Below are 13,574 nucleotides of genomic sequence, written 5' to 3' on the forward strand. Positions count from 1 at the left end.
CCGTCACCTGGGCCTTGAGCCGGGGTCCCGCTGCGTCCCAAACCGTAAAACGCTCCGCCCCAGCGAATCCCAGCCCTAATCCTTCGCGGCCGCCCACCGCATCAGCGCGGCGATGTCGTCCTTGCCCTGTCGATCGAATCCCGCGATCACCCCCGCCCGGTCGGCGGCGGTCTTGTTCTGGCTCAGCTTGGTCGTGCCGCGCACAGCGCTGACGGTAATGGTGAACCCGCGAATCCCCGACAGTTGCTTCGCAAAGGCATCGGGCGCCACCTTGCCGCGATCCCACGGATTGTCGCGCGGCTCGTGGAGCGTCGCCAGCCGGTCCAGCTGTTCGGTCAGGCCCGCGGCATCCACCTCATGCGCCACGCCGTCGATCTCGATCGTCTGGTAATTCCACGTCGGCACCTGATCGCCCGGCACCGCATACCAGTTCGCGCTGACATAGCCGTGCGGCCCCGCCACGCTCGCCACCACCGCCGCGCCCTCCAGATGACGGACGATGCGATTCGCGCGCGAGACGTGAAAGCGCAAGCCGTCGTCGTGCAGCGTCACCGGTGCATGCACCACCATCGGGCCATCGGCGGTCGCGGCGAAGATATGCGCGAAGCCGATCCGCTCGGCCTCCGCCAGCAATGCCGCCGCCTCCGGCCGGAAGAGCGGGTTGGGGTGCATCAGCCCCGGCGGCCGCCCGGACCACCACTTTTCGGGCCACCCGTCTTCGGCTTACCCGCCTTCGGACCGCTGCCTTTGCCGCCATCCTTGCCGGTCGGGGCCGCGCCACGCCGCCGCCGCTCACCGCGGTTTTCCTTGCGCACCGTCTTGGCATGCGCCTTGGCGCGCTGCTTCAGCACGTCCTTGGGCGGCGGGCCCTTCTTGGGCTCCTCCAGCGGCAGCGCATCGCCCTGCGCCTCTTCGAAGCCCAGGCTCTTCAGGCTTTCGGCGAAGTGCGTCGGCAGGCTCGCCGTCTCGTCGATGCTGCCCCCATCGGGATGGTCGACGCGGATGCGCCGGGCGTGCAGGTGCATCTTGCGGCTGATCCCGCCGGTCAGGAACGCCGCCGCGCCGCCGTACTTGCCGTCGCCGACGATCGGGTGGCCGATCGCCGCCATGTGGACGCGCAGCTGATGCGTGCGGCCTGTAAAGGGTTGCAGCTCCACCCAGGCGCAGCGATTGCCCGCCCGTTCGATCACGCGATAGCGGCTGCGCGCGGCCTGGCCGTTCTCCTCGTCGACGTGCATCTTCTCGCCGCCGGTGCCCGGCTGCTTGGCGATCGGCAGGTCGACCATGCCATCCTCGATCGACGGTACGCCGACGACCAGCGCCCAATAGACCTTCCGCGCGGTCCGCCCCGAAAACGCCTTGGCGAAGAAGGCGGCGGCACGGCTGGTGCGCGCGATCAGCAGCGCGCCCGACGTATCCTTGTCGAGGCGGTGAACCAGCTTCGGCCGTCCCTCGGCATCATATTGCAACGCATCCAGCAGCCCGTCGACATGCTCGGCGGTCTTGGTGCCACCCTGCGTTGCGAGGCCCGGCGGCTTGTTGAGGACCAGCGCCTGCAAATCCTTGTGGATCACCATCTCGCGCGCGAAGGCGATCTGGTCCTCGCTCAGCGGCGGCCGTTCGCGCTTCGGCTTGGCGACGACGGCGCCCGTCTCGTCCTTCACCTCGGGTTCGGGCGGCGGCACGCGCAGCGTCTGGCCCGCCTTGATCCGGTCGCCCGGCGTCGCGCGCGCGCCATCGACGCGCAGCTGGCCGGTCCGCGCCCATTTCGCGACGGTGGTGAAGCTCGTGTCGGGCAGATGCCGCTTGAACCAGCGATCCAGTCGGATACCATCGTCGTCATAGCCGACGTTGAACTGGCGAATGCCGCCCTCGTCGCCGCTCATGCCACCGCACTCCCGAACAGGCCGCGGGCCAGCATCAGCCCGGCAAACAGCGCGCCGATCGCGCCCGCGACCGATACGAAGACGTACAGTGCCGCCGTCGCGACCGCGCCACGCTCCACCAGCGTCACGACGTCGAGACTGAACGACGAAAAGGTCGTGAACCCGCCCAGCACGCCGATGCCCAGAAACAGGCGCCAGTTCTCGCTGCCCCCGATCCGCGCGAGCACACCCGCCAGCAAGCCCATCAGCAGCCCGCCGATCAGGTTCACGGCCAGCGTACCGTAAGGAAAATGGGGGCCGAGCGCGGTGAGGGCGATCCGGCCGGTCAGATACCGCGCCGCCGAACCCAGCGCACCGCCGGCCATGACGAGAAGAAGAGGAGGCATGATCGCTGCCCTAGAGCAAGTTCGCGCAAAGAGGAAATGCGCGGGGGCGATGGCAGGCGACGCTGCCCCCTCCACCCCGTCACCCCGGACTTGTTCCGGGGTCCACTCCGCGGCGAGGGGGCCGGTTAGAGGCTCCAGCCATCCCCCCGCGGCCCGGTGGACCCCGGAACAAGTCCGGGGTGACGAACAGGCTCTACCGCAACAACCCCGCCGCCCGCAGCGCATCGTTCACGATCCCCGCCACGCCGCCATCCCGCGCACCGCCCGCATCGGCCGCGCGCGCCTGCGCCGCGCCGACCGCCCGCGCGATGCCCCAGAAGGCGGCGATCCGTCGCGTCGAGGACAGGCCGACATCCAGCATGAACGGCCCCGCCTGACCGGCGGCCTCGGCACCCTGCGTCGCGATCGGCGTGCCATGGCCCATGGCGAGGATACGATGATCCTCGATCACCGCGCGGCCATGCCGGTCACGCCACACGCGATGCGGATTGCCGCCGACCAGCGCCTCCTCGGCAGGTATCTCGCCGATCCCGAACAGCCCGCGCCATTGGCTAAGCAGCGCCTCGGCATTGGCGGGGTGGACGGTAGCGTCGGTGCCGCCATGCCAGACCGACAGCGTCGGCCACGGCCCGTCGTGGCGGCTGGCGCCCCGCACGGCGGCGGTCAGCGTCGCGGCGTCGGGCAGGTCGCGCCCGCGCATCCGTTCCAGCGCCTGGCTGACGCCCTGTGCGGTGCCATAGGGCAGGCCGCCGATGATCGCGCCGCCTGCGAAGACCTCAGGGTAATTGGCCAGCATCGCCGCCGCCATCGCGCCACCCGCCGACAAGCCGGTAACGAACACGCGCGACGGATCGATACCATGCGCCGCGACCATCGCCGCAATCATCGCGCGGATCGACGCCACCTCGCCATGGCCGCCGGCCATGTCCTCGGGCGCGAACCAGTTGAAGCACAGGTTGGGATTGTTGGCGCGCCGCTGCTCGGGGAACAGCAGCACGAACCCGGCTTCGTCGGCGAGCTGCGACCAGCCCGCGCCGCTGTCATAACCCGCCGCAGTCTGCGTACAGCCATGCAGCACGACCACCAGCGCGGGCCGGGGCTGCAGCTGCGCCGGCACATAAACACGCGCGCGCAAATTGCCCGGATTGGAACCGAAATCGGTCAGGTCGCTCAGGCGGTCCTCGCCATGGGCGGTCGTCATGGCATCGGCCATGCGCTGGCCGACGAGGCGACCGATCGTGTCCGACAAGCGGGGCATGTGGGGGTCTCCGACCGGGCGGGATCATCGGCGAACCCGTCTTGCTGCATCGCACAATATGGGCGTGGGCGAGCCGAAGGCAAGCGCCGATCGGTCCCGCAGCCCGGACGTGCGCTACCGGACCAGCAGGTCCACCCGGCTGCCACCGCCCGGTCCCGGCGTCACGTGCACCACATAGGCCGCATCGCCGCGGGTGCCGCCCAGCACATGCTCGTCGCCCTCAGCCTGATGCTCCGCGCTATAGCCCGCCCGCGTTACCCGCGCATTGTACCAGTCGAGAATGCGCGCAGCCGGCGCACTGCTCGCGAAGCTGACGACGCGCAGTCCGCAGGCATCGTTGCCCGCCGCCTCCTGCACCCGCGCGTCGGGGTAGAGCGGCACCGCGGCGGGCAGGCGCGACGCCCAGGTCGCCGAATAGGAGACGCGCTGCGCACAGCCCGCATCCGCCGGCCGCTGCCGTGCCGCCAGCTCGGCCAGTGTCAGCGCCCCCGCCGCCGCCTTGCACGACGGGCAGTTGCCCTTGGCGGGCGGCGTCGGCTTCAGGTCGGCAGCGGTGACGCCATCCGGCCGGCCGGCGGTGGGGTCGGCGGGGATCGACAGCGGGTCCGGCCGGCTCGGGGGGCGCACGGCGTCGGTATTGGCGGTCCGGGTCAGCGCGGGATCGACCATGATCTGGTCGCGCAGCGCCGCAGTCAGCGCCGGGTCGCGCTCGTTCCCGGCCGCGCCCGCGGTCAGTTCCTTGTCCAGGCTGTCGAGGTCCTGCTGCGTCGCGGCCGGCTTGGCACATCCGGCGAGCAACAGCGCAGCGGCGGCAAGAAGGCGATTCGCATGCATCGCGGGCGACCATGGCGCATCGGCCGTTAAGTCGCCATCCGCGGGCTTGGTTAACGCGCGCTTCGGCGATCGCCCCCGCATCTTGCCGCGCGATGGGGCAGGGGCCATGTTCCTCTCATGCTGAACATCTTCTCCGTTGCGATCGGCCTCGTTACCCTGGTGCTGGGTCTGGTCGCGTTCGTGCCGCTGCTCGGCTGGATGAACTGGCTGGTCATCCCGATCGGCATCGTCGGCGCCGCGGTGGGCGCGCTGTCGTCCTCGACCAGCGGGCGTAACCTCAATCTCGTGCTGATCGTCATCTTCGCGATCCGCCTCAGCCTCGGCGGCGGCATCTTCTAAACGACAACGGGCCCGGTCTTTCGACCGAGCCCGTATCGTCAGCGTCGCTGAACGATCAGCGGCAGGTCACCTGACCGCGATCGATCGACTGGCCGAGCAGCGCACCGCCGCCCGCACCGATCAGCGTGCCGAGCAGGCGCGATCCGCCGCCGGCGATCACATTGCCCAGCGCACCGCCGGCCAGACCGCCGACCACCAGACCGGTCGTTCCGTCGTTACGACGGCAGTAATAGCGCCCGTTGCCACCGCGATAGATGCGGTCGTTCCGGGTCAGCCGACGCGGCTGGTAATAGCGGCCATCGCGGTAATAGTTTTCTGCGTAGTAGGCGCGCTGGCCCGGTGGCAGGCGGTTATAGTCGTAGTTGCGATAGCGGCGCCAATCGTCGCGGCGATCCTGGCGGATATCGCGCAGGTCTTCGCGGCGATCGCGGCGGGCGTCGCGCACCTGCTGGGCATATTCGCGGCGGGCATCGCGCACATCGCGACGCGAATCGGCATCGCGCAGGTCGTTGCGATATTCGCGATCCGCTTCGCGGCGCGTGTCCTGCGCCTGCGCGGGGATCGCGCTCAGCGTGGTCGCCGCCAGCGCGGCGGTCAGAAGGGCAATACGCATCGTCTTGGCTCCTTTCGGATGATGTGGGCAAAGAACCGCCAGCGCGCACAAGGAGTTGCGTGAACCGAAAACTACCGTCGGTTCATCCCCGCGACAGGCGCCGGCGGCGCAATCGATCAGCCGAACGAGGTATCTAGCGTGATGTCGCAGTTGAGCACCTTGGACACCGGGCAGCCCGCCTTCGCCTCATTGGCGATCCGCTCGAACTCGTCGCGCTCCATGCCGTCGACATGGCCGGTCAGCGTCAGGTCGGACCGCGTGATGGTGAACCCGTCGCCATCCTTCTCCAGCGTCACCTTCGCCTTGGTCTCCAGATTGCCCTGCGTCTTGCCGGCGCCGGCAAGCGCGAAGGCGAGCGCCATCGTGAAGCAGCCGGCGTGGGCCGCGGCGATCAGCTCTTCGGGATTGGTGCCGGGGCCGTCCTCGAACCGCGTGTTGAAGCCATATTGGGCGTCGGTCAGCAGGCCCGACTGGGTCGAGATATGGCCCTTGCCGTCCTTGCCCAGGCCGTCGTACCGGGCCGATGCGCTTCGGGTCGTCATATACGTCTCCTCGTGTTTCACGAGGCCATACGCAGAACGGGCGCCGCAGGTTGCCCCACAGCGCCCGTTCCGGTCTAATTTATCCGAAGCTTAGCGGCAGCGACGGTTGCCACCGCTGCGCTCGATCTCGCGACCCAGCAGGCCGCCGGCGACGGCGCCGCCCAGCGTGCCCAGCGTCCGGTCGCCGCGGGTGTCGATCGTGCGGCCCAGCAGCGCGCCACCGACCGCGCCGACGACGGCACCCGTCGTGCCATCGGGCTTGCGGCAGCGCAGGCGACCGCGATTGTCGCGCCATTCGCGATACTTGTAGCGCTGTGCGCCCGCCTGCGAGACCGGCACGACCATCGTCGCCGGTACGACCATCGCGGCACACCCCATCGCCAGCATCAACTTACGCATCTGAATCTCCCGTCATCGTTTGACTGTGGTTTCGATAACGTCGGGCTATAATGACGGTTGCATGAACTGGGCACAACGTTCCGTTCAGGAAACCATTCAGGATTTCGGCGGGGTTTCCGTCTCCGCCTCGGCCGCGGGTTTGCGATAGCGGTTGGCCAGCAACGCCGCCCCAAGGATGAACCCGCCGGGTGCGAGCAGGATGACGGCGGCCAGGCCGATCTGGCGTTTGGTGATGGACATAAGGCGCAGGATAGCAGCGACAGGTGAACGACGGCTTGTCGCGCTGTACCCCTCCCAGCCCGTCACCGCGGCCTTGAGCCGGGGTGACGAACAAGGTGTGGGCTACTCAGCAAGCACGATCAAAACGGCACCTTGAGCTTCACCATCGCGCGCGGGCTGCTCATGCCGTTGGGCAGGCTGCCCTGTTCCGCCTCTCCCGATACCCCGACCTTGCCGATCGTCGTCCGCGCGCGGATCGGCTTTTCGGCATAGCGCGTCTCGTCGACGGGGCGCAGCCGGTTGGCATCGACGGGGCGTCCGCAGATCACGATCGTGCCGTCGGCGTCGGGCTCGCCGCACGTGGCCTTGGGCGCATCCGGGGCAGGGGCGGGCTTCACCGGCCGCATGTCCGCCGGCAGCGGCGGGCCCGCGACCGCCTGCATCGCCATCATCATCGCCAGCCGCATGGGGTCCGCTCTCCCGGTTTCAGCAAAAGCTGACCGTCGATTACGGCAACGCGATGGCCGGCCTTACCGATAGTTGAAGCTGATGCTGATCCGCTCGCCCTTGGCGGCATTGGGCACCACCTCGTGCCGCAGCCAGCTTTCCCACAGGAAGACGCTGCCCGGCTTCGGCTCGGCATAGACGAAGGTCGCGTGATCCTCGCCCGCATCGGCGCGCCGCGTCGGGGCCGCCATCATCATCGGCAGTCGCGGGTCTTCCAGCTTCAGCGCACCGGCGCCCGCCGGGGTGGCGATATAGATCGTGCCGCTCACCGCGCTGTGCGGATGGATATGCCCCGAATGCGTGCCGCCGGGCTTCAGGACGTTGACCCACAGGCTGTCGAGCTTCAGCTTTCGCCCACCCAGGTCGAACGCGCACGCCTCCGCAAAGCGCGCGACATGCTTGTTCAGCAGCTTGACCAGGTCGGCAAAGCGCGGATCGCGTGCGGGCAGGTCGTTCAGCGACGCATAAGAGGTATAGCCGCGATAGCCATGCGCCTTGGACCAGGCGACGCCCGCGCGATCCTCGCGCGCCAGATCGAGGCAGGCCTCCTCCAACTCCTCGATCAGCCCGGCATCGCTCAGCTCGCCTTCGTAGAAGCGCGTCGCGAACAGCGTACGGACCGTCATTTCGCCAACCTCATCGCTACGTCGTTCATGAACCGCACGTCGTCGCCATCCGCCAGCCACGGCGCCTCCGCCCCGATCGCGCCCAGCATGTCGGACAGCGGGTCCAGCTCCGCCTTGGCGTAATTGCCCAGCACATATCCGGTGACGCGATCCTTGTGCCCCGGATGGCCGATGCCGATCCGCACCCGGCGGAACTCCGGCCCCAGATGCTGGTCGGTCGAGCGCAGCCCGTTATGCCCCGCGGTGCCGCCGCCGCGCTTCACCTTCACCTTGAACGGCGCGAGGTCGAGCTCGTCGTGGAACACGGTCAGCGCGTCCGGCCCCAATTTGTAGAAGCGCAACGCCTCGCCGATCGCACGGCCGCTCTCGTTCATGAAGGTCGCCGGCTTCAGCAGCAGCACCTTATGGCTGCCGATCCGCCCTTCCTGGGTCCAGCCCTGGAACTGCTTCTTCACTGGCCCGAAGCCGTGCATGTCGGCGATCAGGTCAAGCGCCATGAATCCGACATTGTGCCGGTGCATCGCATATTGCGGCCCCGGATTGCCCAGGCCTGCCCAGATCTGCATGGCGCGGTGTCTTTCCTCAACGTTGGCGGAAGGCGCCCCCTCCTACCGGTATTCGTCATTCCCGCCTTCGCGGGAATGACGGTGATAACAAAAAGGGCAGGGGAGCTGCTCGCCACCCTGCCCCTTTCGCAAACCGGATCGATCCGGATCAGCCCTCGGCCGAATCCTCGTCGCCCTCGGCATCCGACTCCGCGGCGGCTTCGGCAGCCTGGGTCTCGGCGACCTCGGCCTCGAGCGCCTCGTCCTCGGCGGTCGGGACCGTCGGCGGCACGATCGTCGCGATCGCGAAGTCACGGTCTTCGATCGCCGGCGTCGCGCCCTTGGGCAGCTTGACGTCGCTGATGTGGATCGAATCGCCGATCTCGCGACCCTTCAGCGAAATCGTGATCTCGCTGGGGATGTCGGCGGCGTCGACGACCAGCTCGACCTCGTGGCGGGTGATGTTGAGCACGCCGCCCTGCTTCAGGCCACGGCACTCGTCCTCGTCCGCGAACACGACCGGCACCGCGACGGTGACGGTGGTGTGCTCACCGATGCGCAGGAAGTCGACATGGACCGGACGGTCGGTGACCGGGTGGAACGCAACGTCCTTCGCCAGCGTGCGCTGACCGCCGACCATGATGACCGAGTTCATGAAGTGACCCGTCATCAGCGCCTTGACCAGCGCCTTCTCCTCGAGATGAACCGAGGCCGGCTCCTTGTTCTGGCCGTAGATCACGGCGGGGACGCGGCCGTCACGACGCAGCGCCCGGGAGGCTCCCTTGCCAACCCGGTCGCGCGTCTCGGCTGCGAGCGTAATGGTGTCGCTCATGCAGAATACCTTCCGAAACGTGCTAAAGTGTCTTTCCGCAGCCTCGCCTCCAGGGATGACCAAGGCCGGAAGCGGGCGCGCATAGCGGGAAGGGCGGGAAAAAGCAACCGAGTTGCTCGGGCATGACCTTTCTTCCGTTCGTGCTGAGCCTGTCGAAGCACGGGTGTCCACGGGCGACGACGGCGCTTGTGGAAACCCGCCCTTCGACAAGCTCAGGGCGAACGGGTGTCGGGTTACGGTCTCGTGCTCAATATTTCACCCGCTCCGCCTTCAGCCCCAGCTTGGCGAGCTGTGCCTGCACCGAGTCCGGCCCCGCCAGATGCCCCGCACCCACCGCGATGAACACCGTCCCCGGCTTGGTCATCCGCTGCTTGATCCACTGCGCCCAATTGCGGTTGCGATCCACCAGCAGCACCTTGGCGACCTCGGGCGAGCTCTTCAGCTCGTCGTTCATCTCGCGCGCCAGCGCTTCGGGGTCGCCGCGCGCCCATTCGTCGACCATCGATGCCATCTGCTTGTCCAGCGTCGGCAATTCGTCGACCGTGCTTTCCAGGAACTGGAGCTGCGCCTTATCCGACAGGCTGCCGAAGAAGCCCAGTTGCTGCTGCGGCGTCTCCAGCCCCGACAGCGGCTTGTGCGCCTGTTTTGCCGCTTCGGTGATTACCTCTTCCGGCCCATTGGCGCTATCGTACCCCAGCTTCGACAGCGGCGCGACCGACAGCTGCGTCGCCGCGAGCCACGGCTTGAACCGGTCGAGCGCATTGGCGGGCAGGCCCAGATCGGTCACCGCCTTGGTAAAGGCCGCGCGCTTGCCCTCGGGCAGGCGCTGCGTCAGCGGCGGCGTGCCGGCGGGCGCAATGGCGGTCGCCTGTACCAGCCCCTGCATTGTCGCCTGATCGGGCATCACGATCTCCAGCTTCACCTCGTCCGCCTTGTCGAATGCGCTTTTCACCGCTTCGTCGAACCAGGTCAGGCCGGGTTTGAGCACATGGATCGTCCCGAACAGATAGATGGTCGTCTGCTTGCCCTTCACCACCCACAGCGCCGGATCGGCATCGTTCGCGGCGCGCGCGGGCGCCTGGGCGGGTTGCTGCGCACAGGCCGGCAGCGACAGGCACAAGGCGACTGCGGACACGGCGGCGGCAAGGGTTCGTATCATGCGGGGACGTATCCGGGTGGTGGGGCCAGACCTTCACCTAATGCCGCGCCGCACCACTTGCTAGACGCGGCGCCATCGGCCAAAGCCGGGCGCGTCATGGCTGCCACACCGCTTTCCTTCCAGAAGATGATCCTGACGCTCCACGATTACTGGAGCGACAAGGGTTGCGTGATCCTCCAGCCCTACGACATGGAAATGGGCGCCGGCACCTTCCACCCCGCCACGACGCTGCGCGCGCTGGGGCCGGAGACATGGAACGCCGCCTTCGTCCAGCCCTGCCGCCGGCCGACCGACGGCCGCTATGGCGAAAACCCCAATCGCCTGCAGCATTACTACCAGTATCAGGTCATCCTGAAGCCGTCGCCGCCCGACCTGCAGGACCTGTACCTGGGGTCGCTCGCCGCGATCGGCGTCGACATGACCAAACACGATATCCGCTTCGTCGAGGACGATTGGGAAAGCCCGACACTCGGCGCCTGGGGCCTCGGCTGGGAAGTGTGGTGCGACGGCATGGAGGTGACGCAGTTCACCTATTTCCAGCAGATGGGCGGCTTCGACATGAAGCCCGTCGCGGGCGAGCTGACCTACGGCCTCGAGCGCCTCGCGATGTATATCCAGGACGTCGACAACGTCTACGACCTCCGCTTCAACGACCATGGCGTCAGCTATGGCGACGTCTTCCTCGAAAACGAGCGTCAGATGTCGACGTGGAATTTCGAGGTCGCCGACACCGCCACCCTGTTCGACGCCTTCAAGAAGGCTGCGGCGGAGTGCGAGAACAGCCTCGCCGCCGGTCTGCCGATCCCGGCTTACGAACAGGCGATCAAGGCCAGCCACACCTTCAACCTGCTCCAGGCGCGCGGCGTCATCTCGGTGGCGGAACGCCAGGCCTATATCGGCCGCGTCCGCGACCTCGCCAAAGGCGCCTGCGGCGCCTGGATGGAGAAGAACGGATGGGCGGCGTGAGCGCCCTTTCTAAGGTCCTCCCCCGCCAGGGGGAGGGGGACCGTTCGGCGCCAGCCGAATGGTGGAGGGGGAGGGCGGCGACGTCGTCTCCGCGAGCATCCCGCCCCACCAAGCTCCACCCCATCCTCCCCCTCCGTCAGCCTGCCGGCTGCCACCTCCCCCTGGCGGGGGAGGAGTGAGAACTATGACCGACTTCCTCCTCGAACTCCGCTCCGAAGAAATCCCCGCGCGCATGCAGGACAAGGCGCGGGAGGATCTCGCCCGCCTGTTCGCTGCCGAACTCGCCAAGGCCGGCCTCGCCCCGACCGAAACCGTCACCTACGCCACGCCGCGCCGCCTCGCGCTGATCGCGCGCGGCCTGCCGACCGAAACGCAGGCGGTCAGCGAAGAGCTGAAGGGTCCCAAGGCCAACGCCCCCGAACAGGCGCTCGCCGGCTTCCTGCGCAAGACCGGCCTGACCCGCGATCAGCTGACCGAGCGGGACGGCGTCCTCTATGCCGTCACCGAAAAGCCCGGCCGCGCCACCGCCGCCGTGCTTGCCGAGGCGATCCCCGCGATCGTCCGCGCCTTCCCCTGGCCGAAGTCGATGCGCTGGGGCGCCGCCTCCGCCTCGACCGAATCGCTGCGCTGGGTCCGCCCGCTGCACGGCATCGTCGCGTTGCTCGGCGAAACCCTTGTGGACGTCGAGATCGCCGGCATCCGCTCGGGCGTCGCCACCTACGGCCACCGCTTCCACCACCCCGGCCAGATCACGATCGGCTCGGCCGCGGATTACGTCGAGAAACTGCGCGCCTGTCACGTCATCGTCGATCAGGACGAGCGCCGCGCGCTGATCCGCGATCGGGCCACCGCCGTCGCCGCCGATGCGGGCCTGACCCTCGTCGAAGACGAAGGCCTCGTCGCCGAAAACGCCGGCCTCACCGAATGGCCGGTGCCGTTGCTCGGCCGTTTCGACGCCGACTTCCTCAGTGTGCCGCCCGAGGTGATCCAGCTCACCGCGCGCGTGAACCAGAAGTATTTCGTCTGCCGCGACGCGGGCGGAGCGCTGGCGAACGCCTTCGTCTGCACCGCCAACATCGAGGCAACCGACGGCGGCGCCAAGATCGTCGAGGGCAACCGCAAGGTCCTCGCCGCCCGCCTGTCGGACGCGCGCTTCTTCTACGACACCGATCTGAAGACTCCGCTCGAGGAACAGGCCGCAAAGCTCTCGAACATCGTCTTCCACGAAAAGCTCGGCACCGTGGCGGACAAGGTCGACCGCGTCGCCAAACTCGCCCGCTGGCTGGTCGAAGAGGGCATCATCCAATCTCCCTCTCCCCTCGTGGGAGAGGGAAGGGGCCCGCTCGCGTCAGCGAGTGGGAAGGGTGAGGGGGACGCGGCAACTGTCGCTCCCCAAACTCCCCCTCACCCTTCCGCGCCTACGGCGCTCCCTCCCTCTCCCACAGGGGGAGAGGGACCGTCCCTCGCCGACATGGCCGAACGCGCCGCACGCCTCGCCAAGGCGGACCTCGTCACCGGCATGGTCGGCGAATTCCCCGAACTCCAGGGCCTGATGGGCGGCTATTACGCCGCCGCCCAGGGCGAACCCCGCGAAGTCGCCGACGCTATCCGCGACCATTACAAGCCGGTCGGCCAGGGCGACGACGTCCCTACGGCGCCGGTGACGGTCGCGGTGTCGCTGGCGGACAAGCTGGATACGATTACGCGGTTCTTTTTGATAGATGAGGCACCGACCGGGTCGAAGGATCCGTTCGCACTTCGGCGCGCATCACTCGGTGTCATCGCACTGATACTCACGAGTGGTCTTCGCTTCCGCCTTCAGGATGCCCTGCTGGCAGCGGTTGCCGATGATTTGGCTGACTTCGAAGCTGTGTGGCATGGACACTTGGAGAAGAAGCTCGCGACATTCTTCGCCGACCGCCTCAAGGTGCAGCAACGCGAAGCCGGCGTCCGGCACGACCTGATCGACGCGGTGTTCGCGCTCGGCGGCGAGGACGACCTCGTCCGCCTGCTCGCCCGCGTCCACGCGCTGCAAGCCTTCGTCACCACCGACGACGGCGCCAACCTGCTCGCCGGCTACAAGCGCGCCGCCAACATTCTCAAGAAGGAAGCGTACACCCCGGATACCGAGGGGAATCCGAAAACGCTGTCCTACACGCCCGAAAAGGCAGAGGCTGATCTGATCGCCGCGCTCGACTCGGCCGAACCCGCCGCCGCGGCGGCGGTGGAGGCGGAAGATTTCGAGCGTGCGATGGCGGCCCTCGCGTCCCTGCGCGCGCCGATCGATGCGTTCTTTGACAGTGTGACCGTCAACGATGCCGATCCGGCAAAGCGTGGCCATCGCCTCGCGCTGCTCGCCCGCATCCGTGCGGCGGTCCACACCGTCGCCGACTTTTCGAGAATCGAGGGGTAGAAACCAAACCCCCACGCCTATTCCACATCGTCCACTTCCGAACGTTCGGT

General features: G+C 68.0%; 17 protein-coding genes. 3 read left to right on the forward strand and 14 right to left on the reverse strand.

Annotated elements, in window-relative coordinates:
* Positions 1 to 75: 75 nt before the first annotated feature.
* From A7E77_RS12810 to A7E77_RS12830, 5 genes are all read right to left on the reverse strand, one after another.
* Positions 76 to 672, reverse strand: coding sequence for an FMN-binding negative transcriptional regulator (locus A7E77_RS12810; RefSeq protein WP_063688417.1), 597 nt, complete (start codon positions 670 to 672; stop codon positions 76 to 78).
* Positions 672 to 1,886 (reverse strand): RluA family pseudouridine synthase, encoded by a 1,215-nt coding sequence (locus A7E77_RS12815; protein WP_017978300.1) that lies wholly within the window; start codon positions 1,884 to 1,886, stop codon positions 672 to 674. Before A7E77_RS12815 ends, A7E77_RS12810 begins: the two co-directional genes overlap by 1 nt.
* Positions 1,883 to 2,272, reverse strand: a complete 390-nt coding sequence (gene crcB, locus A7E77_RS12820; RefSeq protein WP_192929976.1) for a fluoride efflux transporter CrcB — start codon at positions 2,270 to 2,272, stop codon at positions 1,883 to 1,885. Before crcB ends, A7E77_RS12815 begins: the two co-directional genes overlap by 4 nt.
* Before the next feature lie 193 nt (positions 2,273 to 2,465).
* A complete protein-coding gene (locus A7E77_RS12825; RefSeq protein ID WP_063688424.1) occupies positions 2,466 to 3,530 on the reverse strand; it encodes an alpha/beta hydrolase family esterase in 1,065 nt (354 codons plus the stop codon).
* A gap of 114 nt (positions 3,531 to 3,644) precedes the next feature.
* Positions 3,645 to 4,364 (reverse strand): hypothetical protein, encoded by a 720-nt coding sequence (locus tag A7E77_RS12830; RefSeq protein ID WP_226341744.1) that lies wholly within the window; start codon positions 4,362 to 4,364, stop codon positions 3,645 to 3,647.
* Between the two features lie 117 nt (positions 4,365 to 4,481).
* Between A7E77_RS12830 and A7E77_RS12835 the strand changes: the two genes are divergently transcribed.
* On the forward strand, positions 4,482 to 4,703 hold the full coding sequence (locus tag A7E77_RS12835) for a hypothetical protein (protein WP_017978304.1): 222 nt from the start codon (positions 4,482 to 4,484) through the stop codon (positions 4,701 to 4,703).
* 55 nt (positions 4,704 to 4,758) lie between these two features.
* Here the strand turns inward: A7E77_RS12835 and A7E77_RS12840 are convergent, their stop codons facing one another.
* The 9 genes from A7E77_RS12840 to A7E77_RS12875 form a co-directional block, all read right to left on the reverse strand.
* Positions 4,759 to 5,316, reverse strand: a complete 558-nt coding sequence (locus tag A7E77_RS12840) for a glycine zipper 2TM domain-containing protein (RefSeq protein ID WP_063688430.1) — start codon at positions 5,314 to 5,316, stop codon at positions 4,759 to 4,761.
* A 116-nt stretch (positions 5,317 to 5,432) separates the two neighbouring features.
* Positions 5,433 to 5,858 carry an OsmC family protein gene (locus A7E77_RS12845; RefSeq protein WP_063688433.1) on the reverse strand — a complete coding sequence of 142 codons (426 nt, stop codon included), beginning with the start codon at positions 5,856 to 5,858 and terminating at the stop codon, positions 5,433 to 5,435.
* Positions 5,859 to 5,948: 90 nt separating this feature from the next.
* Positions 5,949 to 6,257 (reverse strand): glycine zipper 2TM domain-containing protein, encoded by a 309-nt coding sequence (locus A7E77_RS12850; protein WP_018251088.1) that lies wholly within the window; start codon positions 6,255 to 6,257, stop codon positions 5,949 to 5,951.
* Between the two features lie 96 nt (positions 6,258 to 6,353).
* On the reverse strand, positions 6,354 to 6,497 hold the full coding sequence (locus A7E77_RS18045; protein ID WP_192929977.1) for a hypothetical protein: 144 nt from the start codon (positions 6,495 to 6,497) through the stop codon (positions 6,354 to 6,356).
* Positions 6,498 to 6,616: 119 nt separating this feature from the next.
* On the reverse strand, positions 6,617 to 6,943 hold the full coding sequence (locus A7E77_RS12855; protein WP_063688437.1) for a hypothetical protein: 327 nt from the start codon (positions 6,941 to 6,943) through the stop codon (positions 6,617 to 6,619).
* 63 nt (positions 6,944 to 7,006) lie between these two features.
* Positions 7,007 to 7,609 (reverse strand): TIGR02466 family protein, encoded by a 603-nt coding sequence (locus A7E77_RS12860; protein WP_063688440.1) that lies wholly within the window; start codon positions 7,607 to 7,609, stop codon positions 7,007 to 7,009.
* Positions 7,606 to 8,175 carry an aminoacyl-tRNA hydrolase gene (gene pth, locus A7E77_RS12865; RefSeq protein WP_063688443.1) on the reverse strand — a complete coding sequence of 190 codons (570 nt, stop codon included), beginning with the start codon at positions 8,173 to 8,175 and terminating at the stop codon, positions 7,606 to 7,608. Before pth ends, A7E77_RS12860 begins: the two co-directional genes overlap by 4 nt.
* Before the next feature lie 148 nt (positions 8,176 to 8,323).
* Positions 8,324 to 8,986 carry a 50S ribosomal protein L25/general stress protein Ctc gene (locus A7E77_RS12870; protein ID WP_063688446.1) on the reverse strand — a complete coding sequence of 221 codons (663 nt, stop codon included), beginning with the start codon at positions 8,984 to 8,986 and terminating at the stop codon, positions 8,324 to 8,326.
* Between the two features lie 247 nt (positions 8,987 to 9,233).
* Positions 9,234 to 10,145: a TraB/GumN family protein gene (locus tag A7E77_RS12875; protein ID WP_063688449.1), complete on the reverse strand. Its 912-nt coding sequence runs from the start codon at positions 10,143 to 10,145 to the stop codon at positions 9,234 to 9,236.
* 96 nt (positions 10,146 to 10,241) lie between these two features.
* On the opposite strand from A7E77_RS12875, the gene A7E77_RS12880 reads away from it, so the two are divergent.
* Entirely contained in the window at positions 10,242 to 11,111 is an 870-nt protein-coding gene (locus A7E77_RS12880) for a glycine--tRNA ligase subunit alpha (RefSeq protein WP_017978314.1), read from the forward strand.
* Between the two features lie 184 nt (positions 11,112 to 11,295).
* Positions 11,296 to 13,524: a glycine--tRNA ligase subunit beta gene (gene glyS, locus A7E77_RS12885; RefSeq protein ID WP_063688451.1), complete on the forward strand. Its 2,229-nt coding sequence runs from the start codon at positions 11,296 to 11,298 to the stop codon at positions 13,522 to 13,524.
* Positions 13,525 to 13,574: the final 50 nt, after the last annotated feature.

Origin of the sequence: Sphingomonas sp. NIC1 (assembly GCF_001638925.1) — a bacterium.
Classification (GTDB): domain Bacteria; phylum Pseudomonadota; class Alphaproteobacteria; order Sphingomonadales; family Sphingomonadaceae; genus Sphingomonas; species Sphingomonas aquatilis.

Bases quoted from the DNA above. Each gene is read 5' to 3' on its own strand.
- A7E77_RS12810 (WP_063688417.1), bottom strand. From the start codon at position 672: ATGCACCCCAACCCGCTCTTCCGGCCGGAGGCGGCGGCATTGCTGGCG.
- A7E77_RS12815 (WP_017978300.1), bottom strand. From the start codon at position 1,886: ATGAGCGGCGACGAGGGCGGCATTCGCCAGTTCAACGTCGGCTATGAC.
- crcB (WP_192929976.1), bottom strand. From the start codon at position 2,272: ATGCCTCCTCTTCTTCTCGTCATGGCCGGCGGTGCGCTGGGTTCGGCG.
- A7E77_RS12825 (WP_063688424.1), bottom strand. From the start codon at position 3,530: ATGCCCCGCTTGTCGGACACGATCGGTCGCCTCGTCGGCCAGCGCATG.
- A7E77_RS12830 (WP_226341744.1), bottom strand. From the start codon at position 4,364: ATGCATGCGAATCGCCTTCTTGCCGCCGCTGCGCTGTTGCTCGCCGGA.
- A7E77_RS12835 (WP_017978304.1), top strand. From the start codon at position 4,482: ATGCTGAACATCTTCTCCGTTGCGATCGGCCTCGTTACCCTGGTGCTG.
- A7E77_RS12840 (WP_063688430.1), bottom strand. From the start codon at position 5,316: ATGCGTATTGCCCTTCTGACCGCCGCGCTGGCGGCGACCACGCTGAGC.
- A7E77_RS12845 (WP_063688433.1), bottom strand. From the start codon at position 5,858: ATGACGACCCGAAGCGCATCGGCCCGGTACGACGGCCTGGGCAAGGAC.
- A7E77_RS12850 (WP_018251088.1), bottom strand. From the start codon at position 6,257: ATGCGTAAGTTGATGCTGGCGATGGGGTGTGCCGCGATGGTCGTACCG.
- A7E77_RS18045 (WP_192929977.1), bottom strand. From the start codon at position 6,497: ATGTCCATCACCAAACGCCAGATCGGCCTGGCCGCCGTCATCCTGCTC.
- A7E77_RS12855 (WP_063688437.1), bottom strand. From the start codon at position 6,943: ATGCGGCTGGCGATGATGATGGCGATGCAGGCGGTCGCGGGCCCGCCG.
- A7E77_RS12860 (WP_063688440.1), bottom strand. From the start codon at position 7,609: ATGACGGTCCGTACGCTGTTCGCGACGCGCTTCTACGAAGGCGAGCTG.
- pth (WP_063688443.1), bottom strand. From the start codon at position 8,175: ATGCAGATCTGGGCAGGCCTGGGCAATCCGGGGCCGCAATATGCGATG.
- A7E77_RS12870 (WP_063688446.1), bottom strand. From the start codon at position 8,986: ATGAGCGACACCATTACGCTCGCAGCCGAGACGCGCGACCGGGTTGGC.
- A7E77_RS12875 (WP_063688449.1), bottom strand. From the start codon at position 10,145: ATGATACGAACCCTTGCCGCCGCCGTGTCCGCAGTCGCCTTGTGCCTG.
- A7E77_RS12880 (WP_017978314.1), top strand. From the start codon at position 10,242: ATGGCTGCCACACCGCTTTCCTTCCAGAAGATGATCCTGACGCTCCAC.
- glyS (WP_063688451.1), top strand. From the start codon at position 11,296: ATGACCGACTTCCTCCTCGAACTCCGCTCCGAAGAAATCCCCGCGCGC.